Genomic DNA, 15,792 nt, shown 5'->3' with positions numbered 1-15,792 from the left:
ACGTCGTCACAGAGCGCTCTTGCAGAGTTCGGAAGCCCTGATTGAGCGCGGTGCGGTAGCGCTGCGCCTCCTTCGTGGCAGCATCAGCGAGATTTCCGGCTTCATTGGCGAAGCGATACAAGCGGTCCGTCTCGTGACGATGTTCTCTATTTCGGAACTTGCCTGGGCTTCAAGGAGCGGGATAGAGTTGATGAGGACTGCTTGGTTCGGGATAAGCTGACCCGATACCCTGAGCTCTGCCAAGGCCGCGCGCGCCGCTATGCAGGCCTTGAGCACGGGCTTCGTTTCAACATCCTCCTTTGGGGGCAGGGAAGGTAGGTCATTGTAAGGCCGGTCGGCCTGAAACGTCATGTCGATGGTTCCTTGTTCGATCGACATGTCGGTGTTGATATGTCGTTGGCATCGACATATTGCCAAATCATGTCGATAGAACCGTAATCTATCGACATATTGTAGTTGCAGCAAAGCGATCGCGCAAATGGAGGTTATTGGCCCTTGGTAGGGGCGGGCTCCCTCTATAGGGGCGTTTACAGCCCGCTTGCCTTGGTGAGGTTGATCCGAAACCTGTCGCGCCTCCGCTGATACCTGCGGGTCATCTCTGCGCTAGTGTGGCCGAGTTGCTTCTGCACATAGCGCTCGTCAACCTCGGCCGAGGAGGCGAGGCCAGCGCGCAGTGAATGGCCGGAAAACTTTTGGCCGCGCTCGCCCTCGGAAAGATCACCGCGCACGCCGGCAGCGAGCGCCGCGCGCTTGACCAACCGCGCCACCTCCTGATCGTTCAATCGCTGGGCTCCGACAGCCTTGCCTTGGCCGGTGACGCGTCGAAATAGCGGTCCGTGTCCAATCCCTGCCAATTTCAGCCAGGTCTGCAGGGCGACCACCGGGCAGGTGGCATCGGAGGAGCCGCGGCCAATCTCGACCTCGCGCCAGCCGGTCTTGCCGCGCAGCGTCACCAAAGCACCTTTGTCGAAAATCTCGACCCAGCCGCGGCCATCCTCCGTCTGATCCTTGGCAACATCGAGCCCGACGATCTCGGAGCGGCGCAGGCCGCCGGCAAACCCAAGCAAGAGCATGGCGCGATCGCGCAACCCGCGCAAAGTGCCACGGTCGAGCGTCTCCAGCATGGCGATCAGGTCTTCCGGGAGAATGGCTTCTTTCTGAAGGGGAGGGGAGGCGTGGGTGTTGCGGATGCCGGCCAGCACGGTGGCAATGCGGCGGTCTTTCCTGTCGAGCGGCTGACCACGCTGCATATAGTTCCAGGTCAGCGAAGAAAGACGGCGCTCGATGGTCGAGACGGAGTTAGGCTTCCTGTCTCCTGTTACCTTGCCGGACGCGCAGGCGGTGATGTAGAGGCTGACGGTCTGTGGATCAGGCGGGAACGCCTGCAGACCTTGTCGGCGTGCCCAAGCGCAAAAATGCTTCCAGTCGGCGGCGTATGCGCGCCGCGTGTTGGCGGACTCGACATATTTTCGCGCCTGGTCGCCCAGTTTTTCCAGGTGCGCCGGAAGACCGGACGCCGACGATGGGGGAGGGGCCATTTGCGGCTCGTCTGATGCGCCCCCCATCTCCATAACCACATCGATGATATCGGGAAGATCATTCTCTCCAGCTGCAACAGCAGGTGATCGTTGACCGTGCTCAGCCATCCTCATGCAGCCTCCACGTCTGTCTGGGAAAAGTCTTTGCCGATGAACAGCAGCGGTTCGTCTGCACGCTTTGCTAGAGCGTACGATAGACAATCGGCAAAATTCCGGGCCGCGGGACGACCGCCCTTGCCGCAGGTAAGCCACGCCTGGGTCGCCAGATCGACCAATTCGGAGTCGACAGGGATGACGTCAGCCTCGATTTTGCGGAGCCAAAGATCGACCTCGGCCAACGCGTGCTCTCCGCGCCTGCTGACCAGGACCATCCGCGCCTCGAGCACGCAGGTTGCCGGGATCAGGCGGACCGGATCGGCGACCAGCGCGCTTTCAAGCCGTGAAGCCTCCGGCTCACTGCGAAGCATGGCCACAAGCGCTGAGGTACCGATCACCATCAGTTCGGAATTCCATGCTCGTCATAACCGATGATCTCCTCATCGCTGCGACCGTCCAATTCCGGCAACCGGGCCACTCGTTCGCGAATGCCGCGCAATTCTACCCGCAGCCGCTCCTGAGCCTTGTCTCCAAAGCCCAGGCGATGAAGACGCTCGCTCAGCGCCTGATGAATGGCCGCGGTCTTGGTAACACCTTGACGGCGCGCGAGCTCGTCGGCGAGGGCAACGGTGGCCGGATTTTTGATACTGAGGGACACGAGAGGCTCCAAACTCTACCTTTTCGCCGGTTTCTACCAAAGACTTGGTCCTATGTCGATTACGAACGATAATGCAACATTATCATTCGTATTAATTGGGCGACAGGCGCGGCGGTTTTTGCTCAAAACGATTGCCAAAAGCGCCGCCATGATTCATCGTGCTCGCGATGATTCTGCGTCCCAAACCCTCTCCGCGCAACCACGCCACGCTTGCCAGTGCCCCTTCGACCGCACCGATGGCAACGGTGCCGGCTTGGCTACGCCGGGCCATCCCGGATGCACAAAGCCTTGCGGGAAAAGATGTTGAGGACGTGGCGCTCGTTGCCGGCGCCGCCATCGGCGCGCTCGATGCGGTGGTCCGCCGGCAGGAGCGGTGGGCCGGCGCCTGGCGGCAGCGGCTGGCGCTTGCGGCGGCCGCGGCAACGGCACGCCAGGCGGGGCGCGTCGAGGACGAAGGCGCATTGCGCGACGCCGTGCTGCTCACACGGCCGGGCGATTTTTTGTCCGTCGGTCCCGCCGGTTTTTTGCTGCTTGCCTGGCGCCGGCTGGCGGTGCGGCCCGCGGAAGAATTGCTGACGGAGAAGAACCTCGCCGCGGTGTTGGAGGAGTTCGGCTACGCCCCCGACGATGAGGGGCTCGGCGATCTGGCGGACGAACTTCGCCAACTCGGCGCCAGCGCCGGGTTGGTCGGAATGCTGACTGGCGCAGTCGCGGCCGCCGAACGACGCGGTTTCGGGCGCGTTCTCGGAGCCTGGCTTGCCGATGCCTTGCTCGCGCAGCGGCTAGGCTGGACACATGCAATCCCTTTGTTGGGCGCCGAAGCGACCTTGGTTGTGGGTACGGGCCGGGCGCGTCGACCAGGGACTGCCGCTCTGGCTGCCGGCGCCGAAACGGAAGCCGATTGGGCCAAAAGCCTGCTGGCCGCACAGGCGCGCGCTGCGCTGCGCGCCATCGATCTTTTCGCCGAGCTCGAGCGCCGCGCCGACCGGCTGCTTGCGGTTGCGCCGAAACTCAGGGCCAAGGCGGCGGACGTCGTCGTGGAAAAGCTGCTCTCTGACGACGCGATCGTCGCCTCAGAACAAATCGCCGGCATGAGCGATCGCGGCCTGCGCCGCCTGTTCGACCGGCTGGTCGAGCTCGGTGCCGTGCGTGAATTGTCCGGCCGCGCTACCTTCCGCATCTACGGGCTGTGAAGACAATGACGGAGAGTGCACGTGGGCGAGGAGGGAGCCGGCCAGATGACCATCGATCAGGCGACCGCCTATTCGATCGTGAATTGGATCACCTGCCGCCGGAGGCGCGCTGGCGCGAATGGATGCATCGCGTCGAGGCCACAATCTTTGCTGCCAGCGAGCCGGTCGGCAGCGAGACTCTGGCGCGGATCGTCGGCAAAAACTGCAGCATCGACCTTTTGATCGATGACATCCGCGAAGAACTGCGCGGCCGGCCCTACGACCTGGTCGCCGTCGCCGGCGGCTGGAAGCATCTGACGCGGCCGGCCTATGCCGACGCCATCCGTGCCGCGGTCGGCGGCAACGACCGAGCCGTGGATCTGACACAATCTGAAGTGCTGGTGCTGATGTGCGTCGCCTACTTCCAGCCGATCACCCGCGCCGAGCTTTCTTCCTTCTTTGGCAAGGAGATCAGCCGCGATCTCATCGGTCATCTGCGCGGCGCAAAGCTGATCGCGTCCGGTCCGCGCAGCCCGACGCCCGGCGCGCCCTACACCTACGTCACGACCAAAGAATTCCTGCTCGAGTTCGGTCTCGACACGCTGCGCGACCTGCCGGATTTCGAGGCACTCGAGGATGCCGGGCTGCTGAGCAAAGAGAAGCTGTTGGCGGGGGATATCATGCCCGACTTTGCCGGTTGTGCAGAATACGGCGGGGTCGAGGTCGACGAATGACTGCCCGCCGCCCACGCAACAGTCGCTGGCGCTTGCAGATACTCGCGGCTTAAGCTCGACTGCGAAGCACGCGGCGCCCGCTTCGACAAAGTCCTGGTTTTTCATGAGTGTCCTTGGCCCTACGAAAGAGGACACTCAAGCACGACGGGGTGGCCCTGTAAGGAAGTCAAGGCCATAGCTCTCTCCGATAGGCTCGCCTTCAGGTCTGTCTCGATCCAGTTTTAGAAGGCGGAAGGACCCGGCTCGCGCCAACGGTTGGGCACCGCGCGCAGATAATAGCCGCACCCCCTCTACCTTTGCCGCGCCGGACCACGGCGCACCCTTATCGCTGGATGGTTTTGTAGATGATGGCGGCGACGGTCCGCCGGTTATGATGCAGGGATCGGGATTGCCAACTGATTGGCGATCGCCGTGTAGATATCAACGTTGGCTCCAGGAGCTCGTACCGAAACCAGGAGAGCGTAGCGCGCAGCGTTGGTGCGTGGATACCTTGTCAAGGGTTCTGGGATAGGCAAACAGGATCGAAATCAGCTTGATCCGTGCCATGCCCTACAAACGCAATTCTGCGTGCCGTCACCGCATCGGGAAGATGAAATTCAGGGTGACGAACTGGCCGGATTAGGAGGCAGGTCTCCGCCTACGTGGCAGCCTGACATTATGGGTCACGCCGGAAGCCCTGGCCGGGTGGCACGCTCCCCGACGCAAGACCCGGGGAGGCCAAGCCCGGTATTCCGATCTTGCCATCGAGACGGCCCTGATGCTTGGAACTGTTTTTGGAATGCGGCTGCGCCAGACCGAGGGATTGCTACCGTCGCTGGGGTCTCATGGGGCTGAATGTGCCTGTTCCCGATCATACGACGCTGAGCCGTCGGGCGCAGAAGTGGGAGCCATCAGCCAGACGAAACCAGCCTCTGCCGGACGGCCCGCTGCACGTGCTGGTCGACAGCACGGGATTGAAAATATACGGCACCGGACAATGGCTGGAGGAGAAACTTGGTGCCAGATCACGCCGTCACTGGCGCAAGCTCCATCTGGCAGTGGATGCCAATAATGGCGAGATCATTGCCCATAATCTGACGGATCAGGACACGGATGATCCTTCCCAGGTGGAGCCGTTGCTCGATCAGATCGCCGGCGAGATTGACCCGTTCACAGCCGACGGGGCCTATGATGGCAAGCCAACCTATCAGATGATCCTGCAGCATAGCAGCACCGCGAACGTCGTCATTCCACCTCGGTCGACGGCAGTGGAAAGCGGTGATACCGGACCGCCTGGTCAACGGGACAAGCACATTATCGCGATCGCAAGCGACGGTCGGCTGAGATGGCAGGCTGCTACCGGCTATGGTAAGCGGGTTCTGATCGAGACCGCCATCGGAAGGTACAAGGCACTGATCGGACGACGCTTGCGGGCTCGTTCGTTCGCCGCTCAGCAGACCGAGGTTGCCGTCGGTTGCAGCGTGCTCAACCGCATGCTGGCGTGTGCTCCGCATCAAGTCCGGCAGGTATAACCGGCAACATCAAAGACCGAAATGCGTTCGATTTCATATCCGCGCACCAACGCCGCATCTATATGGCCGAGTTGGCGCGCTGCGGAGTATCGGCGGCGATATCTTTAGCAGCCGTTTACCGGAGCGCGATAGGTCATTGTGTATGCAATACCGTTGGATGACGTAAGGAACCGCCGTGCCGCACAGAGCAGCAGCCCTAGCCGGCCGTTCTACGCCCCGCCTGCATCGTTTCATGAGCGTGATGCTCGAACTGGCTCCGGGCGTTCTCGTGCCGCGTCAGGAAACAGAGTTGCTCGGACAGAGCGCGCTCGCGATTCTTCGCGATCGCGCGCCCGGCCCGATGGTGATCGACATGTGCTGCGGCTCCGGCAACCTTGCTCTGGCGATCGCGGCGGAAGTTCCGTCGGCCCGCGTCTGGGGGGTGGACGTGACTGACAGCACGGTCGCGCTCGCCCGTAGCAATGCCGAACGCTTGGCCCTTCAGGACCGGGTCACCATCCGGAAAGGGGATCTGTTCGGTGCGCTGGAGGGCGATGGGCTTATCGGCGCGGCGGACATGATTGTCTGCAATCCGCCCTATATCTCGACTGCGCGCCTCGAAGGCGAGAGCGCGCATCTGCTTGAGTGCGAGCCGCGTGAGGCCTTCGACGGGGGGCCTTACGGCATCTCGATCCAACAGCGGCTGATCCGGGACGCAATCGATTTCCTCAAGCCTAGTGGCTGGCTGCTGTTCGAGTTCGGGCAGGGGCAGGACCGCCAGGTGGCTGCCCTGATAGCCAGAGCCAAGGCCTATGAACCCGTGACATTCGCCAAGGATGAGGTCGGAATGCCGCGTGTCGCACTCCTCCGCAAGCTGGAGAACGGTGCGCCCGCGATCTCATCCTCCGCGAGTTTGGCATGAGCCAGATTCGCCCCCTGCAGGCTGCGGATATTCCGGCCGTCGCCGGGCTCTTTCAAAGAACCTTCCGGGACGGTGGAAAGCCGCCGCCTCCGGCGCTCGAGACTTATCTGCGCTGGCACTATCTCGAAGGCCCGGTCCGCGATCCGGAGATCGCGTCTCTCGTCCATATTGCGAGCGAAGGCGACATTTCAGGCTTTGTCGGCGTGAATGTGCTGCCGATGAGGCATGGCCAGCGCAAGCTGCGCGCCGCCATCTGTGGTTCGCTCATGGTCGAACCGCGGGCGAACGACCCGATGGCCGGCGCAAGGCTGCTCAGGACATTCCTGGCCGGGCCGCAGGACATCTCCTTCAGCGAAACCGCAAATGCCCTCTCGACGCAGATGTGGACGAAACTGCGCGGGGTCGCCCTGCCGCAATACAGCCTGGACTGGATCCGGGTCATCCGGCCTTCGGCCTTCTTGCTCGATCTAGCCTCGCGGCGAGCCGGCGCCGTGCGCTTGCTTGACCCGCTCGCGCGCGGACTCGATCGCTATCTTCGCGGACGGATGCAGGAGAACGAGATGCGCTGGTCCGGGGTCCCGGAACTCTGGAATGGCAAGGGCGGCCTCAAGGTTGCCGAAATCGATCATGCCGGTTTTGCGGCACTTTTGGACCCGTTGACGCGGCAGTTCCCGCTCCGCCCCGACTGGAGCGCGGAGCAGCTTGCGCATATCCTCGCGGAGGCTTCCCAGAAGCCGGACTATGGCGAGGCCGTGTTCGCGTCCGTCTCCTCCCCCAGCGGGGCGCTGGTCGGCGCCTTCCTCTATCACACCAGCCCGGGCAGGATGGCGCGCGTGCTGCAGGTTCTGGCCCTGCCGGGGCAAGCTGGTTCCGTCGTCGACTGCTTGATTGGCGATGCAGCGCGGCGCGGCGCCGCCGGCCTGCGCGGCCGGACGCAACCCGCCCTGCTGGCAGCGATGCTGGGTCGGCGGGTCGCCTTCACTCAACCGGCCTCGACCGTGGTGCATTCGCGCGACGAGGAGCTGGTGAACGCGTTCCTGAGCTCGCAAGGTTTCTTCAACGGGCTGGCCGGCGAGCACTGGAATCGCCTGGCCGGGGAGCGGTTCGAATAGGCCGTCATTGCGCGCGCGACGACATAATCCCGATGGTCGCGCCGATCTCAGCAGGCGATTTCCTCGACGGGGCGGACGAGCTGCGGGCCAAGGTGCAGATAGCGCGTCGCCCGGCGCTTGGCGGCGATATCGGCCCAGACGCGTTCGACCTCGACCGTAGTCAGCTTCGCGGCGGCGCCGACCTCCACGGCTGAAAGGCCGTTATTCAGGCCGAAGAGGCAAATATCCATGCGGTCATAGGGCAGGGAGAAGTAGAACTCTTCCTGCGTCTGCTCCAGGGAATAGGTGTCGGTCGTCGGCGCCCTGCGGCAGATTTCCTCGGGAATGCCGAGATGGGCGGCAAGCGCATAGACCTGGCTCTTGTAGAGATGGGCGATCGGTTTGACGTCAGCCGCGCCGTCGCCATTCTTCACGAAGAAGCCTTGGTCGTATTCGAGCCGGTTCGGCGTGCCGAGCACGGCGAAATTCAGCCGGTCGGCGTGATAGTACTCGATCTGTTTGCGCGTGCGCTGCTTCATGTTGGTGGCGGCGACGATGCCGAGATAGACCGCCGGCGACATGCGCAGCTTCGTCTGCCGGCCTTCGGGGTCCTGCACCACCAGCGAGGAGATGTTGTAGCCCTCGCCGGCGAGCGAATTGGCGATGACGATCTTTGAGGCCCAGCCCGGCCCGTATTCCGGCACCAGCTTGCGGATGAAGGCATCCCGCCGCTCATAACAACCCATCGCGTGCAGCGTCGGGCCGATATCCTCCACGATCGCTTCGACGCCGAAGGTTTCGGCGGCCAGCCGGCCGAGGCGGAGGCTGTCGGGATCGGAGTCGCTTTCCGGCATGAACAGGCAGAAGACGTTCTTCGCGCCGACGGCGCGGGCGGCGAGCGCGACCGAGACGCTGGAATCGATGCCGCCAGAGAGGCCGAGCACGAGCCCGCGCTTGCGCATGCCGCGTAGCTGCTCGCGCAACCCGGCGACGATGCGGTCGGTTTCCGCAGCGTTGTCGAGCGTCAGCGCGTCGGCCGAGAAGGCGGGACGGCTCGGGGCGAGGGAGAGGTTCATTCTGCAGTCCCCAACGTTTCGGCCGCCAGCCTTCGGCTGACCTTTCCGGTATCGGTCTTCGGCAACTCGTGGCGGAACTCGATGAGCTTCGGCACCATGAAATCCTCGAGATGAACGGCGCAGTAGCGAATGATGTCCCGTTCGCTCAGGGTCTCGTCCGAGAGAACGACGAGGGCGGCAATGGCGTGGCCGAGCACCGGATCCGGCACGCCGGTCACCACGGCTTCCACGATGCCGGGATGGGCGTGCAGCACAGTTTCGACTTCCTTCGGGGCGACCTTTTCGCCGCGCGTCTTGATGATGTCGTCCTTGCGGCCAACGAAATAGAGGAAGCCGTCCTCGTCCGTCCGGAACAGGTCGCCGGTGTGGAGCCGCTTTTCCCAGGGATGCGGCCCGGGACGCAGCATCTGCTCCGTGGCCACGTCGTTGCGCCAATAGCCCTGCATGACATGCGGGCCGCGGATAACCAACTCGCCCGCCACGCCCGGTGGCACGCGGTTGCCCTCATCGTCGACGACGATCGCTTCCGTGTTGGGAATAGCGATGCCGACGGAACCCGGCCGGCGGTCCAGTTCCTCCGGGGGCATGTAGGTACAGCGCTTGCACTCCGTCAGACCGTACATGGAATAGAGCCGCACGCCGGGGAACAGCTCGCGCAGCCGGGCGATATGCACCGGCGGCAGGGCGGCGGCGGTGTTCGAGATATAGCGCAGGCTCGGCAGGAAACCCGGCGCCAAATCGCGCATCTGCAGGATCAGCGCCGCCATCGTAGGCACCAGCGGGAAACCGGTGACCTTCTCGGCGCGGATGCGCTCGAAAATGGCCTGCGGAAAGGCAAAGGATTTTTCGAGGACGAGGGTCGCGCCGAGCTTCATCGCCATCAGCAGCTGATAGAGGCCGTAGTCGAAAGCCAGGGGCAGGACATTGAGGATGATGTCGTCAGGGGTGTTGCGCAGATAGGTCGTGATGGATTCGGCCGCGGCATCGATATTGCGATGCGTCATCATCACGCCCTTGGGGCGGCCGGTGGAGCCCGAGGTGTAGATCAGCATGGCGAGGTCGATGTCGATCCCGCCATGGCGAACGGGCACGGGCGCGACCTTGAGACAATCCTCGAAGGAGGCAGCGCCATCCGGCGCATGGCTGGATGGCGCTTGCGTCGACGCGACGAAGAGCGGCCGGTCCGACAGCGCACGCGCCTGGATCACGACAGGCATCAGCTTGGCCTGGGTCAGGATCGCCGCAGCCTCGCAATCGTCGATGACATAAGCGAACTTGTCGGCCTTGGTGGAGGCGTTGATCGGGCTGAAGGTCGCGCCCGCCTTGAGAACCGCGAAGATCGAGACGGCGGCTTCCCAGCAATTGTCCATGAAGACGAGAACGCGGTCGCTGCGCTGCACGCCATTCGCGACGAGAGCGGTCGCGAGCCGGTTCGACAGATCGTCGAGCTCGTCATAGCGCAACCGCTTCCGGTCGGTGACAAGCGCCGTCTTCGCGCCATGCGCGGCCGCGTTCGTGATGAGGAATTGCTCGACCCGCATGAGCTCGGGCCTTCCGCTGCCAGCCGTCACGCCGCGACGAGCGATGCGGTCTTCGCTGAGATGAAGGCCGTGATGCGCGCCAGTGAATCGAGGTTGGCCGGCACGATATCGGCGTCCGCAACTGTGATTCCGCAATGGTCCTCGATAAAGGCCACCAGTTCCAGAACGCCGGTCGAATCGATGATGCCGTTCTCGATCAGCGAGTCCGTATCGGCGAGGGCGTGGGTGGTGTCGCCGAACAGGAAGTTCTCGATGACAAAGGCCTTCACTGCGTCTCGGATCGTATCGGTCATGTCGTTCGCTTTCCTTGGTGGTGTCAGGCGGCCTTTGCGTTGCAAATGCCTGTGCCGGTGAAAGTCGTCAGCCACAGCTGCGTCGACAGGATGCCGACAAAGGCCGCGTTGTCGCGAAAGCCGGAGGCCGGCTGGCGGCTGCATTTCTCATGTAGTTTTGCCACTGCCTTCGGATTGAAGAGCCCGCCGGCGCTGACTGCGGTGTCGCCCAGGGCCGACTGGACATAGTCCCTCGTGCCCGGCCCAACGAAGGACTGGCTGTCCGGTGCGCGATAGGGCTGCTTGGTCCGCCGGCCGATGGCGGCCGGCAGCAGGTCTTTGGTCGCCTCCCGGAGAATATGCTTCTCCACGAGCCCCTTCAGCTTCATCTCGGGAGGAAGGCCGGCGGCAAACTCGACCAGATGATGGTCGAGGAAGGGAAAGCGGCCCTCGATTCCGTGGGCCATCGCCATGCGGTCGCCCTGGCTGGACAGGATATAGCCGGGGAGAAGGAAGCGGGCTTCCAGATATTGCGCCTGATGCAAGGGATGCCAGCGGGCGAACGCCTCGGGCAGCCGCGCGGCGAGCTCCTCGGCGGCGTCATATCCGGACAATGTGGCACGCAGATCGCCCGAGTAGAACAGCTTCGTCGCCGCCGTGCCGTCGAACCTCGGCCGATGGGAGAACAGCGGATCGTCGAGCGCCGCGCCGCTAGCCCCGAAGAAGGAGAAAAGGTACTCGGCCGATTGCTGCCTCAGGCCCGGAAGATAGGGGTAGAGCTTGCGGAACAGATGCGGCCGGATGCGGGAGCCGGGCTGTCTGCTGCAAAAGCGCCGAACCCTGGCCTCCTTGAAAATATCGTAGCCGGCAAAGACTTCGTCGGCGCCTTCGCCCGTCAGCACCACTTTCAAGCCGGCCTCGCGCACGAGGCTCGAGAGCTTGTAGAGCGGGGCAGGGGCAGTGCGCAGGATCGGCCGCTCCGTGAAGCGGATAACGTCAGGGAAGACGGCGGCGATATCGCCTTCCCCGCAGGCGACGGCGCTGTGATGCGTGCCGAGCGCACGGGCCATCTCGAGCTGGAAGGGGCTCTCGTCATGTTCGGCGCTATCGAAGGTGACCGAGAAGGTCCTGAGGCCACCCGGCGCCATGCCCGCCGCCAGCGCCGATGTGATGGAGGAATCGAGGCCGCCAGAGAGATAGGCGCCGACTGGCACATCGGCGCGCATGCGGATGCGGGTCGCCTCCGTCAGGAGGGCGCGCAGTTCCTCGGCCGCGGCACGCTCGTCCCGGTGCCGGGGCGGCGCTTCCCGGTCGGGATACTCCAGACTCCAGTAGGGCCGCGTCGAGACGCTGCCCTCTTGCACGATCATCAGGCTTGCGGGTTCGAGCTCGTAGATATTGCGGAAGGCCGTTCGCGGCGCGATCGGGGCCCAGAGCGTGAAGATCTGGTCGAGTGCGACCGGATCAATCTCGGCCGCGACGCCCGGGGCCTGGAGGAGCGCCTTGACCTCCGAGGCGAAGTAAAGCCGTTCGCCCTGCCTTGTATAGAAGAGCGGCCGGACCCCCATGCGGTCGCGCGCCAGAACCATGCGGCGGCGGCGGCCGTCCCAGAGCGCAAAGGCGAAATCGCCATTGAGCGCGGAGACGCAATCCTCCCCCATCTCGTCATAGAGATGCAGGATCACTTCGGTGTCGCTGGCTGTCCGGAAATGGCGGCCTTTCGCGCGAAGCTGCTCGCGCAGTTCCACATAGTTGAAGATCTCGCCGTTGAAGGCGATCGTCAGATCGCCCGTCGCATCGGACATGGGCTGCTGGCCGTCCCCCAGGTCGATGATGGACAGCCGCGCATGGCCGAGGCCGGCCGCCTTTGTGGTGAAGAACCCCTGCTCATCGGGGCCGCGATGCGCAATGGCAGCCGTCATCCTTTCAAGGAGCGCCCTCCCATCCCGGACAGTGCCGAAATAACCGCTAAAACCGCACATGCCGAGATATTTCCGAGTCCACCAGCGCGGCTCGGACTATAGCCGCCAAGATACCGGTAAGTGTTAAACATTTGGGACTATTCATGAGAATGGTAAATTTTGAGCGGCCGCCGACGGCTGATTTCTTGCGTGAGCATTGGATCTGCCGCGAGATGAAGGCAATGACGCGGCGTTGGTGCGCGGATATGAAATCGAACGCATTTCGGTCTTTGATGTTGCCGGTTATACCTGCCGGACTTGATGCCGGACAGACTCCGGGCGTGCACACGCCAGCATGCGGTTGAGCACACTGCAACCGACGGCAACCTCGGTCTGCTGAGCGGCGAACGAACGAGCCCGCAAGCGTCGTCCGATCAGTGCGTTGTACCTCCCGATGGCGGTCTCGATCAGAGCCCGCTTACCATAGCCGGTAACAGCCTGCCATCTCAGCCGACCGTCGCTTGCGATCGCGAAAAGGGCCTGATCTGGGGCAACGACAAGTACCGCACTAATACGGCGCTGGTGAACGTCGCACTGGCAACCGGCAACGTCGGCCGCGAAGGCGGTGGCTGCGTGCGCATGGGTGGTCACGAGGAGGGCTATGTGCGTCCCTCCGACGCGCATGTCGGCAAGCCGGCAGCTTTATGTCGACAAACTCCTGATCGAAGGCAAGGGCGGTGTTCACCACATCTGGGCCCGCGATCACTACAAGACCACGCTGAACGCCCACCAGTTCAACATGGTCTACAAGAAGCGCACCGACATCGGTTGGCTGGTCTTTAGCCGACGGGATCTTCAGGTCAAGCCGCAATCAACTGCGAGTGATTTAACATAATGGAGATTATAAGAAGCTAAGGGCTTGATATTAACACAGAAATTTCAGTTCCATAACAGAATTACGCGACTTTCACCTGAAGCGGCTATTTAGTAATGCGACAGTTGCCCCAGTTAGAGATGCGACACTTCCCGCTTCCGAGGCTGGTCAACATGAAGCTGAAAGGAAGGCTGGCGACTTCACAGAGCCTGGCGTGAGAGCGGGCTTATTGCGGGAGCCGTCATGCTTTGGTCACCTTGTCGCCTGCGAGCCGATCCGGACGCGTCGTCACGCCCAATTCCATCGCGTTGGCCGTCCGCCGAGAGACGGACAATTCTGCCGCTAAAACTTGCAGGCTGTGTTCGGACGATCCAACTCTGCTCGGAATGGTTTTGCCACCGGAGCGAAGATGACTGTCACGTCCTTAGCAGGCGCTCCGGACTCGTTTCGCCCGATGTGCCCACGGCCGGTATCAACATACCCATCGCCTTTCGAGACCACCTTTGGCGTGCACGTCGGATCGTCCCCCTCGTAGAACGTCACTTCGCCTTCAGTGACTGTGATGAAGACCGGGCCCGGATGCGAATGCCATCCCGTCGAGCTTCCAGGCGCGTAGTCATGCGTCCGCACGACGATGTCGAGCGGGCTCTTGGCCTGGGCCGCAAACCCAAGGTCGGACTGCAGGTCAAATGCATCATACGTAGCCCGTCCAACAACGGTTGGGGTCACCCCGACCGCCGGCTCTGCCTGGGCTGACATCAAGGCGGGCGTCATCAGCTCGACAGCCCACAATGAGAACATGAGCACACCGATACGGCGCATGTTGAGGAATCGCGGCTTCATGGGTAGTTCTCCTATTGGATCCAACGTATCCAGGATCAGGGGTGAAAGGCGATTAGGATGATGGGTGTGAGCCCGCGCTCGCGGTTACCGCGTTGGTGATCATCTCGGCACCGGTCGTTTGCTGCGCTGCCGTGACAACGCCCCACCGAGCGGATAGTGACAGCAAAGGCAAACCCGATCCTGATAAAATTCCTGTCCCCATCACATCCCTCTCTTGCCGTTGCGGTGGTTTGCCGCCGCGTCCTCGCGGTGCATCCAGCTCGTCCAATTGGGTGGCACAAGACAATGGCCCGTGCGGAAAGTCCTGAAGGCGGTCCGATAGTTCTCCGAAATTCTCCTGAAGCGCGCGAAAACCGCGATCTTTTTGTAAACGATGCACTAGCGGCAAGCCGTGGTAGAGTGCTGGCGAGGAAAGGGAGGGCCCGCCTGCGGCGGGAGACTGAATGGAGATCCGGTTAGGTCAATCGCTCGCAATCAACGGCGTGACCGCCGATTTCGGCAACGAAACGCTGCGCGATCGGGAGGGCAATCCCGTCGATTTGCGGCCGCAGGCTTTCGCAGTGCTGCGTTACCTGGCGCAGAATGCCGATCGCCTCGTGACCAAGGACGAATTGATCACGGCCGTCTGGCTCGGCATCGCTGTCACCGAAGACAGCCTGTTTCAGTGCATTCACGAGATACGGCGCGCCCTGCACGATGAGGCTCGGACTATCCTGCAGACCGCGCCGAAGCGCGGCTACCGGCTTGTGCTGTCAGTGAACGGTGATACCGGCGGACCGCGCAACCAGGCGATGTGGAACGTTGATAAGCGTCCAGCCGGGTCGGCGCCGGCGGGCTTTGAGGAGTCGTCACCTGAGGCAACGATGCCAATGCCCGAAGCAATGTCGGCACGGCGCACGCGAAAACCGCTCCGGGCTTCGCTGGCGTTCACCATCGTTGCGGCTCTCGGCATCATCGGGGTCACAATCTGGCACATCCGGCCGTCTCAAAAGACGCTGGAGGGCAATCCGTCGATTGCCGTGCTTCCGTTCGATATCATCGACAGCGATGAGGCCACCAAACGTTTCGCAAGCGGGATCGGTCAGGACATCATCACAGACCTCTCGCGCTATCGCGATATTGAGGTCATCGGCTGGAACTCGAGCAGCACTTATGCCGGAGGGCCGGCCGATGTCCGTCAGGTCGGGCGCGACCTGAACGTTCGCTATGTGCTGAAGGGCTCGGTCCAACGCGACCATGACCAGATTCGCGTGACGACAGAACTCCTCGACACAGCGACGGCTGTAAGTCTCTGGTCGGAGCGCTGGGATCGTCCTGTTGTCGACCTTTTCTCGGTACAGGCCGAAATCTCAAATGCAGTGACAAGCCAGCTCGGCAGCTCGACGGGCGCCATTCCGGAAGCGGATCGTATCACCGGACTGCGGCTTCGGCCTCAGAATCTAACTGCATATGAAACCTATCTCCGCGGTCGGGAATCGCTGCTGCGTTTCACCAAGGAGGGTCGCGTCCCCACAGGTGGTGTAGCTCGGCGGTAGCGAAGCCGCTCGCGAGCGCGCTCTCGATAGCGCTGTAGCGAGCGAGCGG

Annotated in this window: 14 protein-coding genes and 3 pseudogenes; 7 read left to right on the top strand and 10 right to left on the bottom strand. The window is 62.8% G+C overall.

The genetic code is table 11. The features are described 5' to 3' along the window. Positions 1 to 6 precede the first annotated feature (6 nt). The 4 genes from NKH03_RS28365 to NKH03_RS28350 form a co-directional block, all read right to left on the bottom strand. Positions 7 to 351: a Fic/DOC family N-terminal domain-containing protein gene (locus NKH03_RS28365; RefSeq protein ID WP_352972133.1), complete on the bottom strand. Its 345-nt coding sequence runs from the start codon at positions 349 to 351 to the stop codon at positions 7 to 9. Positions 352 to 527: 176 nt separating this feature from the next. Continuing rightward, positions 528 to 1,646, bottom strand: coding sequence for a site-specific integrase (locus NKH03_RS28360; RefSeq protein ID WP_352972107.1), 1,119 nt, complete (start codon positions 1,644 to 1,646; stop codon positions 528 to 530). Positions 1,647 to 1,648: 2 nt separating this feature from the next. Next, positions 1,649 to 2,035, bottom strand: coding sequence for a type II toxin-antitoxin system VapC family toxin (locus NKH03_RS28355; protein ID WP_352972105.1), 387 nt, complete (start codon positions 2,033 to 2,035; stop codon positions 1,649 to 1,651). Next, positions 2,035 to 2,292: a type II toxin-antitoxin system VapB family antitoxin gene (locus NKH03_RS28350; RefSeq protein WP_352972104.1), complete on the bottom strand. Its 258-nt coding sequence runs from the start codon at positions 2,290 to 2,292 to the stop codon at positions 2,035 to 2,037. The genes NKH03_RS28355 and NKH03_RS28350 overlap by 1 nt, the downstream gene beginning before the upstream one ends. Positions 2,293 to 2,528: 236 nt before the next feature. On the opposite strand from NKH03_RS28350, the gene NKH03_RS28345 reads away from it, so the two are divergent. The 5 genes and pseudogenes from NKH03_RS28345 to NKH03_RS28325 all read left to right on the top strand — a co-directional run bounded on the left by NKH03_RS28345 (position 2,529) and on the right by NKH03_RS28325 (position 7,722). Then, positions 2,529 to 3,485: a DUF1403 family protein gene (locus NKH03_RS28345; RefSeq protein WP_352972131.1), complete on the top strand. Its 957-nt coding sequence runs from the start codon at positions 2,529 to 2,531 to the stop codon at positions 3,483 to 3,485. A gap of 5 nt (positions 3,486 to 3,490) precedes the next feature. Next, on the top strand, positions 3,491 to 4,198 hold the full coding sequence (gene scpB / locus NKH03_RS28340; RefSeq protein WP_352972103.1) for an SMC-Scp complex subunit ScpB: 708 nt from the start codon (positions 3,491 to 3,493) through the stop codon (positions 4,196 to 4,198). 649 nt (positions 4,199 to 4,847) lie between these two features. Continuing rightward, positions 4,848 to 5,709: pseudogene (locus tag NKH03_RS28335) on the top strand (IS5 family transposase). A 232-nt stretch (positions 5,710 to 5,941) separates the two neighbouring features. Further along, positions 5,942 to 6,610: a N5-glutamine methyltransferase family protein gene (locus NKH03_RS28330; protein WP_352880621.1), complete on the top strand. Its 669-nt coding sequence runs from the start codon at positions 5,942 to 5,944 to the stop codon at positions 6,608 to 6,610. Beyond that, positions 6,607 to 7,722, top strand: a complete 1,116-nt coding sequence (locus NKH03_RS28325; protein WP_352972102.1) for a hypothetical protein — start codon at positions 6,607 to 6,609, stop codon at positions 7,720 to 7,722. The genes NKH03_RS28330 and NKH03_RS28325 overlap by 4 nt, the downstream gene beginning before the upstream one ends. A 47-nt stretch (positions 7,723 to 7,769) precedes the next feature. Here NKH03_RS28325 and nadE read toward each other — a convergent pair whose 3' ends face one another. The 5 genes and pseudogenes from nadE to NKH03_RS28300 all read right to left on the bottom strand — a co-directional run. Next, positions 7,770 to 8,777, bottom strand: a complete 1,008-nt coding sequence (gene nadE, locus NKH03_RS28320) for an NAD(+) synthase (protein ID WP_352880619.1) — start codon at positions 8,775 to 8,777, stop codon at positions 7,770 to 7,772. Next, positions 8,774 to 10,318, bottom strand: coding sequence for a class I adenylate-forming enzyme family protein (locus NKH03_RS28315; protein ID WP_352972100.1), 1,545 nt, complete (start codon positions 10,316 to 10,318; stop codon positions 8,774 to 8,776). The genes nadE and NKH03_RS28315 overlap by 4 nt, the downstream gene beginning before the upstream one ends. Before the next feature lie 26 nt (positions 10,319 to 10,344). Continuing rightward, the gene (locus NKH03_RS28310; protein WP_352873001.1) at positions 10,345 to 10,611 is read right to left on the bottom strand and encodes an acyl carrier protein; all 267 of its coding nucleotides are present in this window, start codon (positions 10,609 to 10,611) and stop codon (positions 10,345 to 10,347) included. 23 nt (positions 10,612 to 10,634) lie between these two features. Then, positions 10,635 to 12,572, bottom strand: coding sequence for an asparagine synthase (glutamine-hydrolyzing) (asnB, locus tag NKH03_RS28305; RefSeq protein WP_352972098.1), 1,938 nt, complete (start codon positions 12,570 to 12,572; stop codon positions 10,635 to 10,637). A gap of 222 nt (positions 12,573 to 12,794) precedes the next feature. After that, positions 12,795 to 13,010 (bottom strand): annotated as a pseudogene (locus NKH03_RS28300) (IS5/IS1182 family transposase); the annotation flags it as partial. Positions 13,011 to 13,022: 12 nt separating this feature from the next. On the opposite strand from NKH03_RS28300, the pseudogene NKH03_RS28295 reads away from it, so the two are divergent. Next, positions 13,023 to 13,317 (top strand): annotated as a pseudogene (locus NKH03_RS28295) (arsenate reductase (azurin) large subunit); the annotation flags it as partial. A 390-nt stretch (positions 13,318 to 13,707) separates the two neighbouring features. On the opposite strand, the gene NKH03_RS28290 reads toward NKH03_RS28295, so the two are convergent. Next, positions 13,708 to 14,208, bottom strand: coding sequence for a cupin domain-containing protein (locus NKH03_RS28290; RefSeq protein ID WP_352972096.1), 501 nt, complete (start codon positions 14,206 to 14,208; stop codon positions 13,708 to 13,710). A 443-nt stretch (positions 14,209 to 14,651) separates the two neighbouring features. On the opposite strand from NKH03_RS28290, the gene NKH03_RS28285 reads away from it, so the two are divergent. Beyond that, positions 14,652 to 15,743: a winged helix-turn-helix domain-containing protein gene (locus tag NKH03_RS28285; RefSeq protein WP_352972094.1), complete on the top strand. Its 1,092-nt coding sequence runs from the start codon at positions 14,652 to 14,654 to the stop codon at positions 15,741 to 15,743. Positions 15,744 to 15,792 lie beyond the last annotated feature (49 nt).

The sequence above is a fragment of the Mesorhizobium sp. M1406 genome (assembly GCF_040317555.1).
In the GTDB taxonomy this organism is placed as follows: Bacteria; Pseudomonadota; Alphaproteobacteria; order Rhizobiales; family Rhizobiaceae; genus Mesorhizobium.
The sequence above is the reverse complement of the archived record's forward strand: the minus strand, read 5'-3'. Positions and strand labels throughout refer to the sequence as shown.

Coding starts and splice junctions, on each gene's coding strand:
- NKH03_RS28365 (WP_352972133.1), bottom strand. CDS start 351: ATGACGTTTCAGGCCGACCGGCCTTACAATGACCTACCTTCCCTGCCC.
- asnB (WP_352972098.1), bottom strand. CDS start 12,572: ATGTGCGGTTTTAGCGGTTATTTCGGCACTGTCCGGGATGGGAGGGCG.
- NKH03_RS28345 (WP_352972131.1), top strand. CDS start 2,529: ATGGCAACGGTGCCGGCTTGGCTACGCCGGGCCATCCCGGATGCACAA.
- NKH03_RS28360 (WP_352972107.1), bottom strand. CDS start 1,646: ATGGCTGAGCACGGTCAACGATCACCTGCTGTTGCAGCTGGAGAGAAT.
- NKH03_RS28325 (WP_352972102.1), top strand. CDS start 6,607: ATGAGCCAGATTCGCCCCCTGCAGGCTGCGGATATTCCGGCCGTCGCC.
- NKH03_RS28285 (WP_352972094.1), top strand. CDS start 14,652: ATGGAGATCCGGTTAGGTCAATCGCTCGCAATCAACGGCGTGACCGCC.
- NKH03_RS28310 (WP_352873001.1), bottom strand. CDS start 10,611: ATGACCGATACGATCCGAGACGCAGTGAAGGCCTTTGTCATCGAGAAC.
- NKH03_RS28290 (WP_352972096.1), bottom strand. CDS start 14,208: ATGAAGCCGCGATTCCTCAACATGCGCCGTATCGGTGTGCTCATGTTC.
- scpB (WP_352972103.1), top strand. CDS start 3,491: ATGACGGAGAGTGCACGTGGGCGAGGAGGGAGCCGGCCAGATGACCAT.
- nadE (WP_352880619.1), bottom strand. CDS start 8,777: ATGAACCTCTCCCTCGCCCCGAGCCGTCCCGCCTTCTCGGCCGACGCG.
- NKH03_RS28315 (WP_352972100.1), bottom strand. CDS start 10,318: ATGCGGGTCGAGCAATTCCTCATCACGAACGCGGCCGCGCATGGCGCG.
- NKH03_RS28355 (WP_352972105.1), bottom strand. CDS start 2,035: ATGGTGATCGGTACCTCAGCGCTTGTGGCCATGCTTCGCAGTGAGCCG.
- NKH03_RS28330 (WP_352880621.1), top strand. CDS start 5,942: ATGAGCGTGATGCTCGAACTGGCTCCGGGCGTTCTCGTGCCGCGTCAG.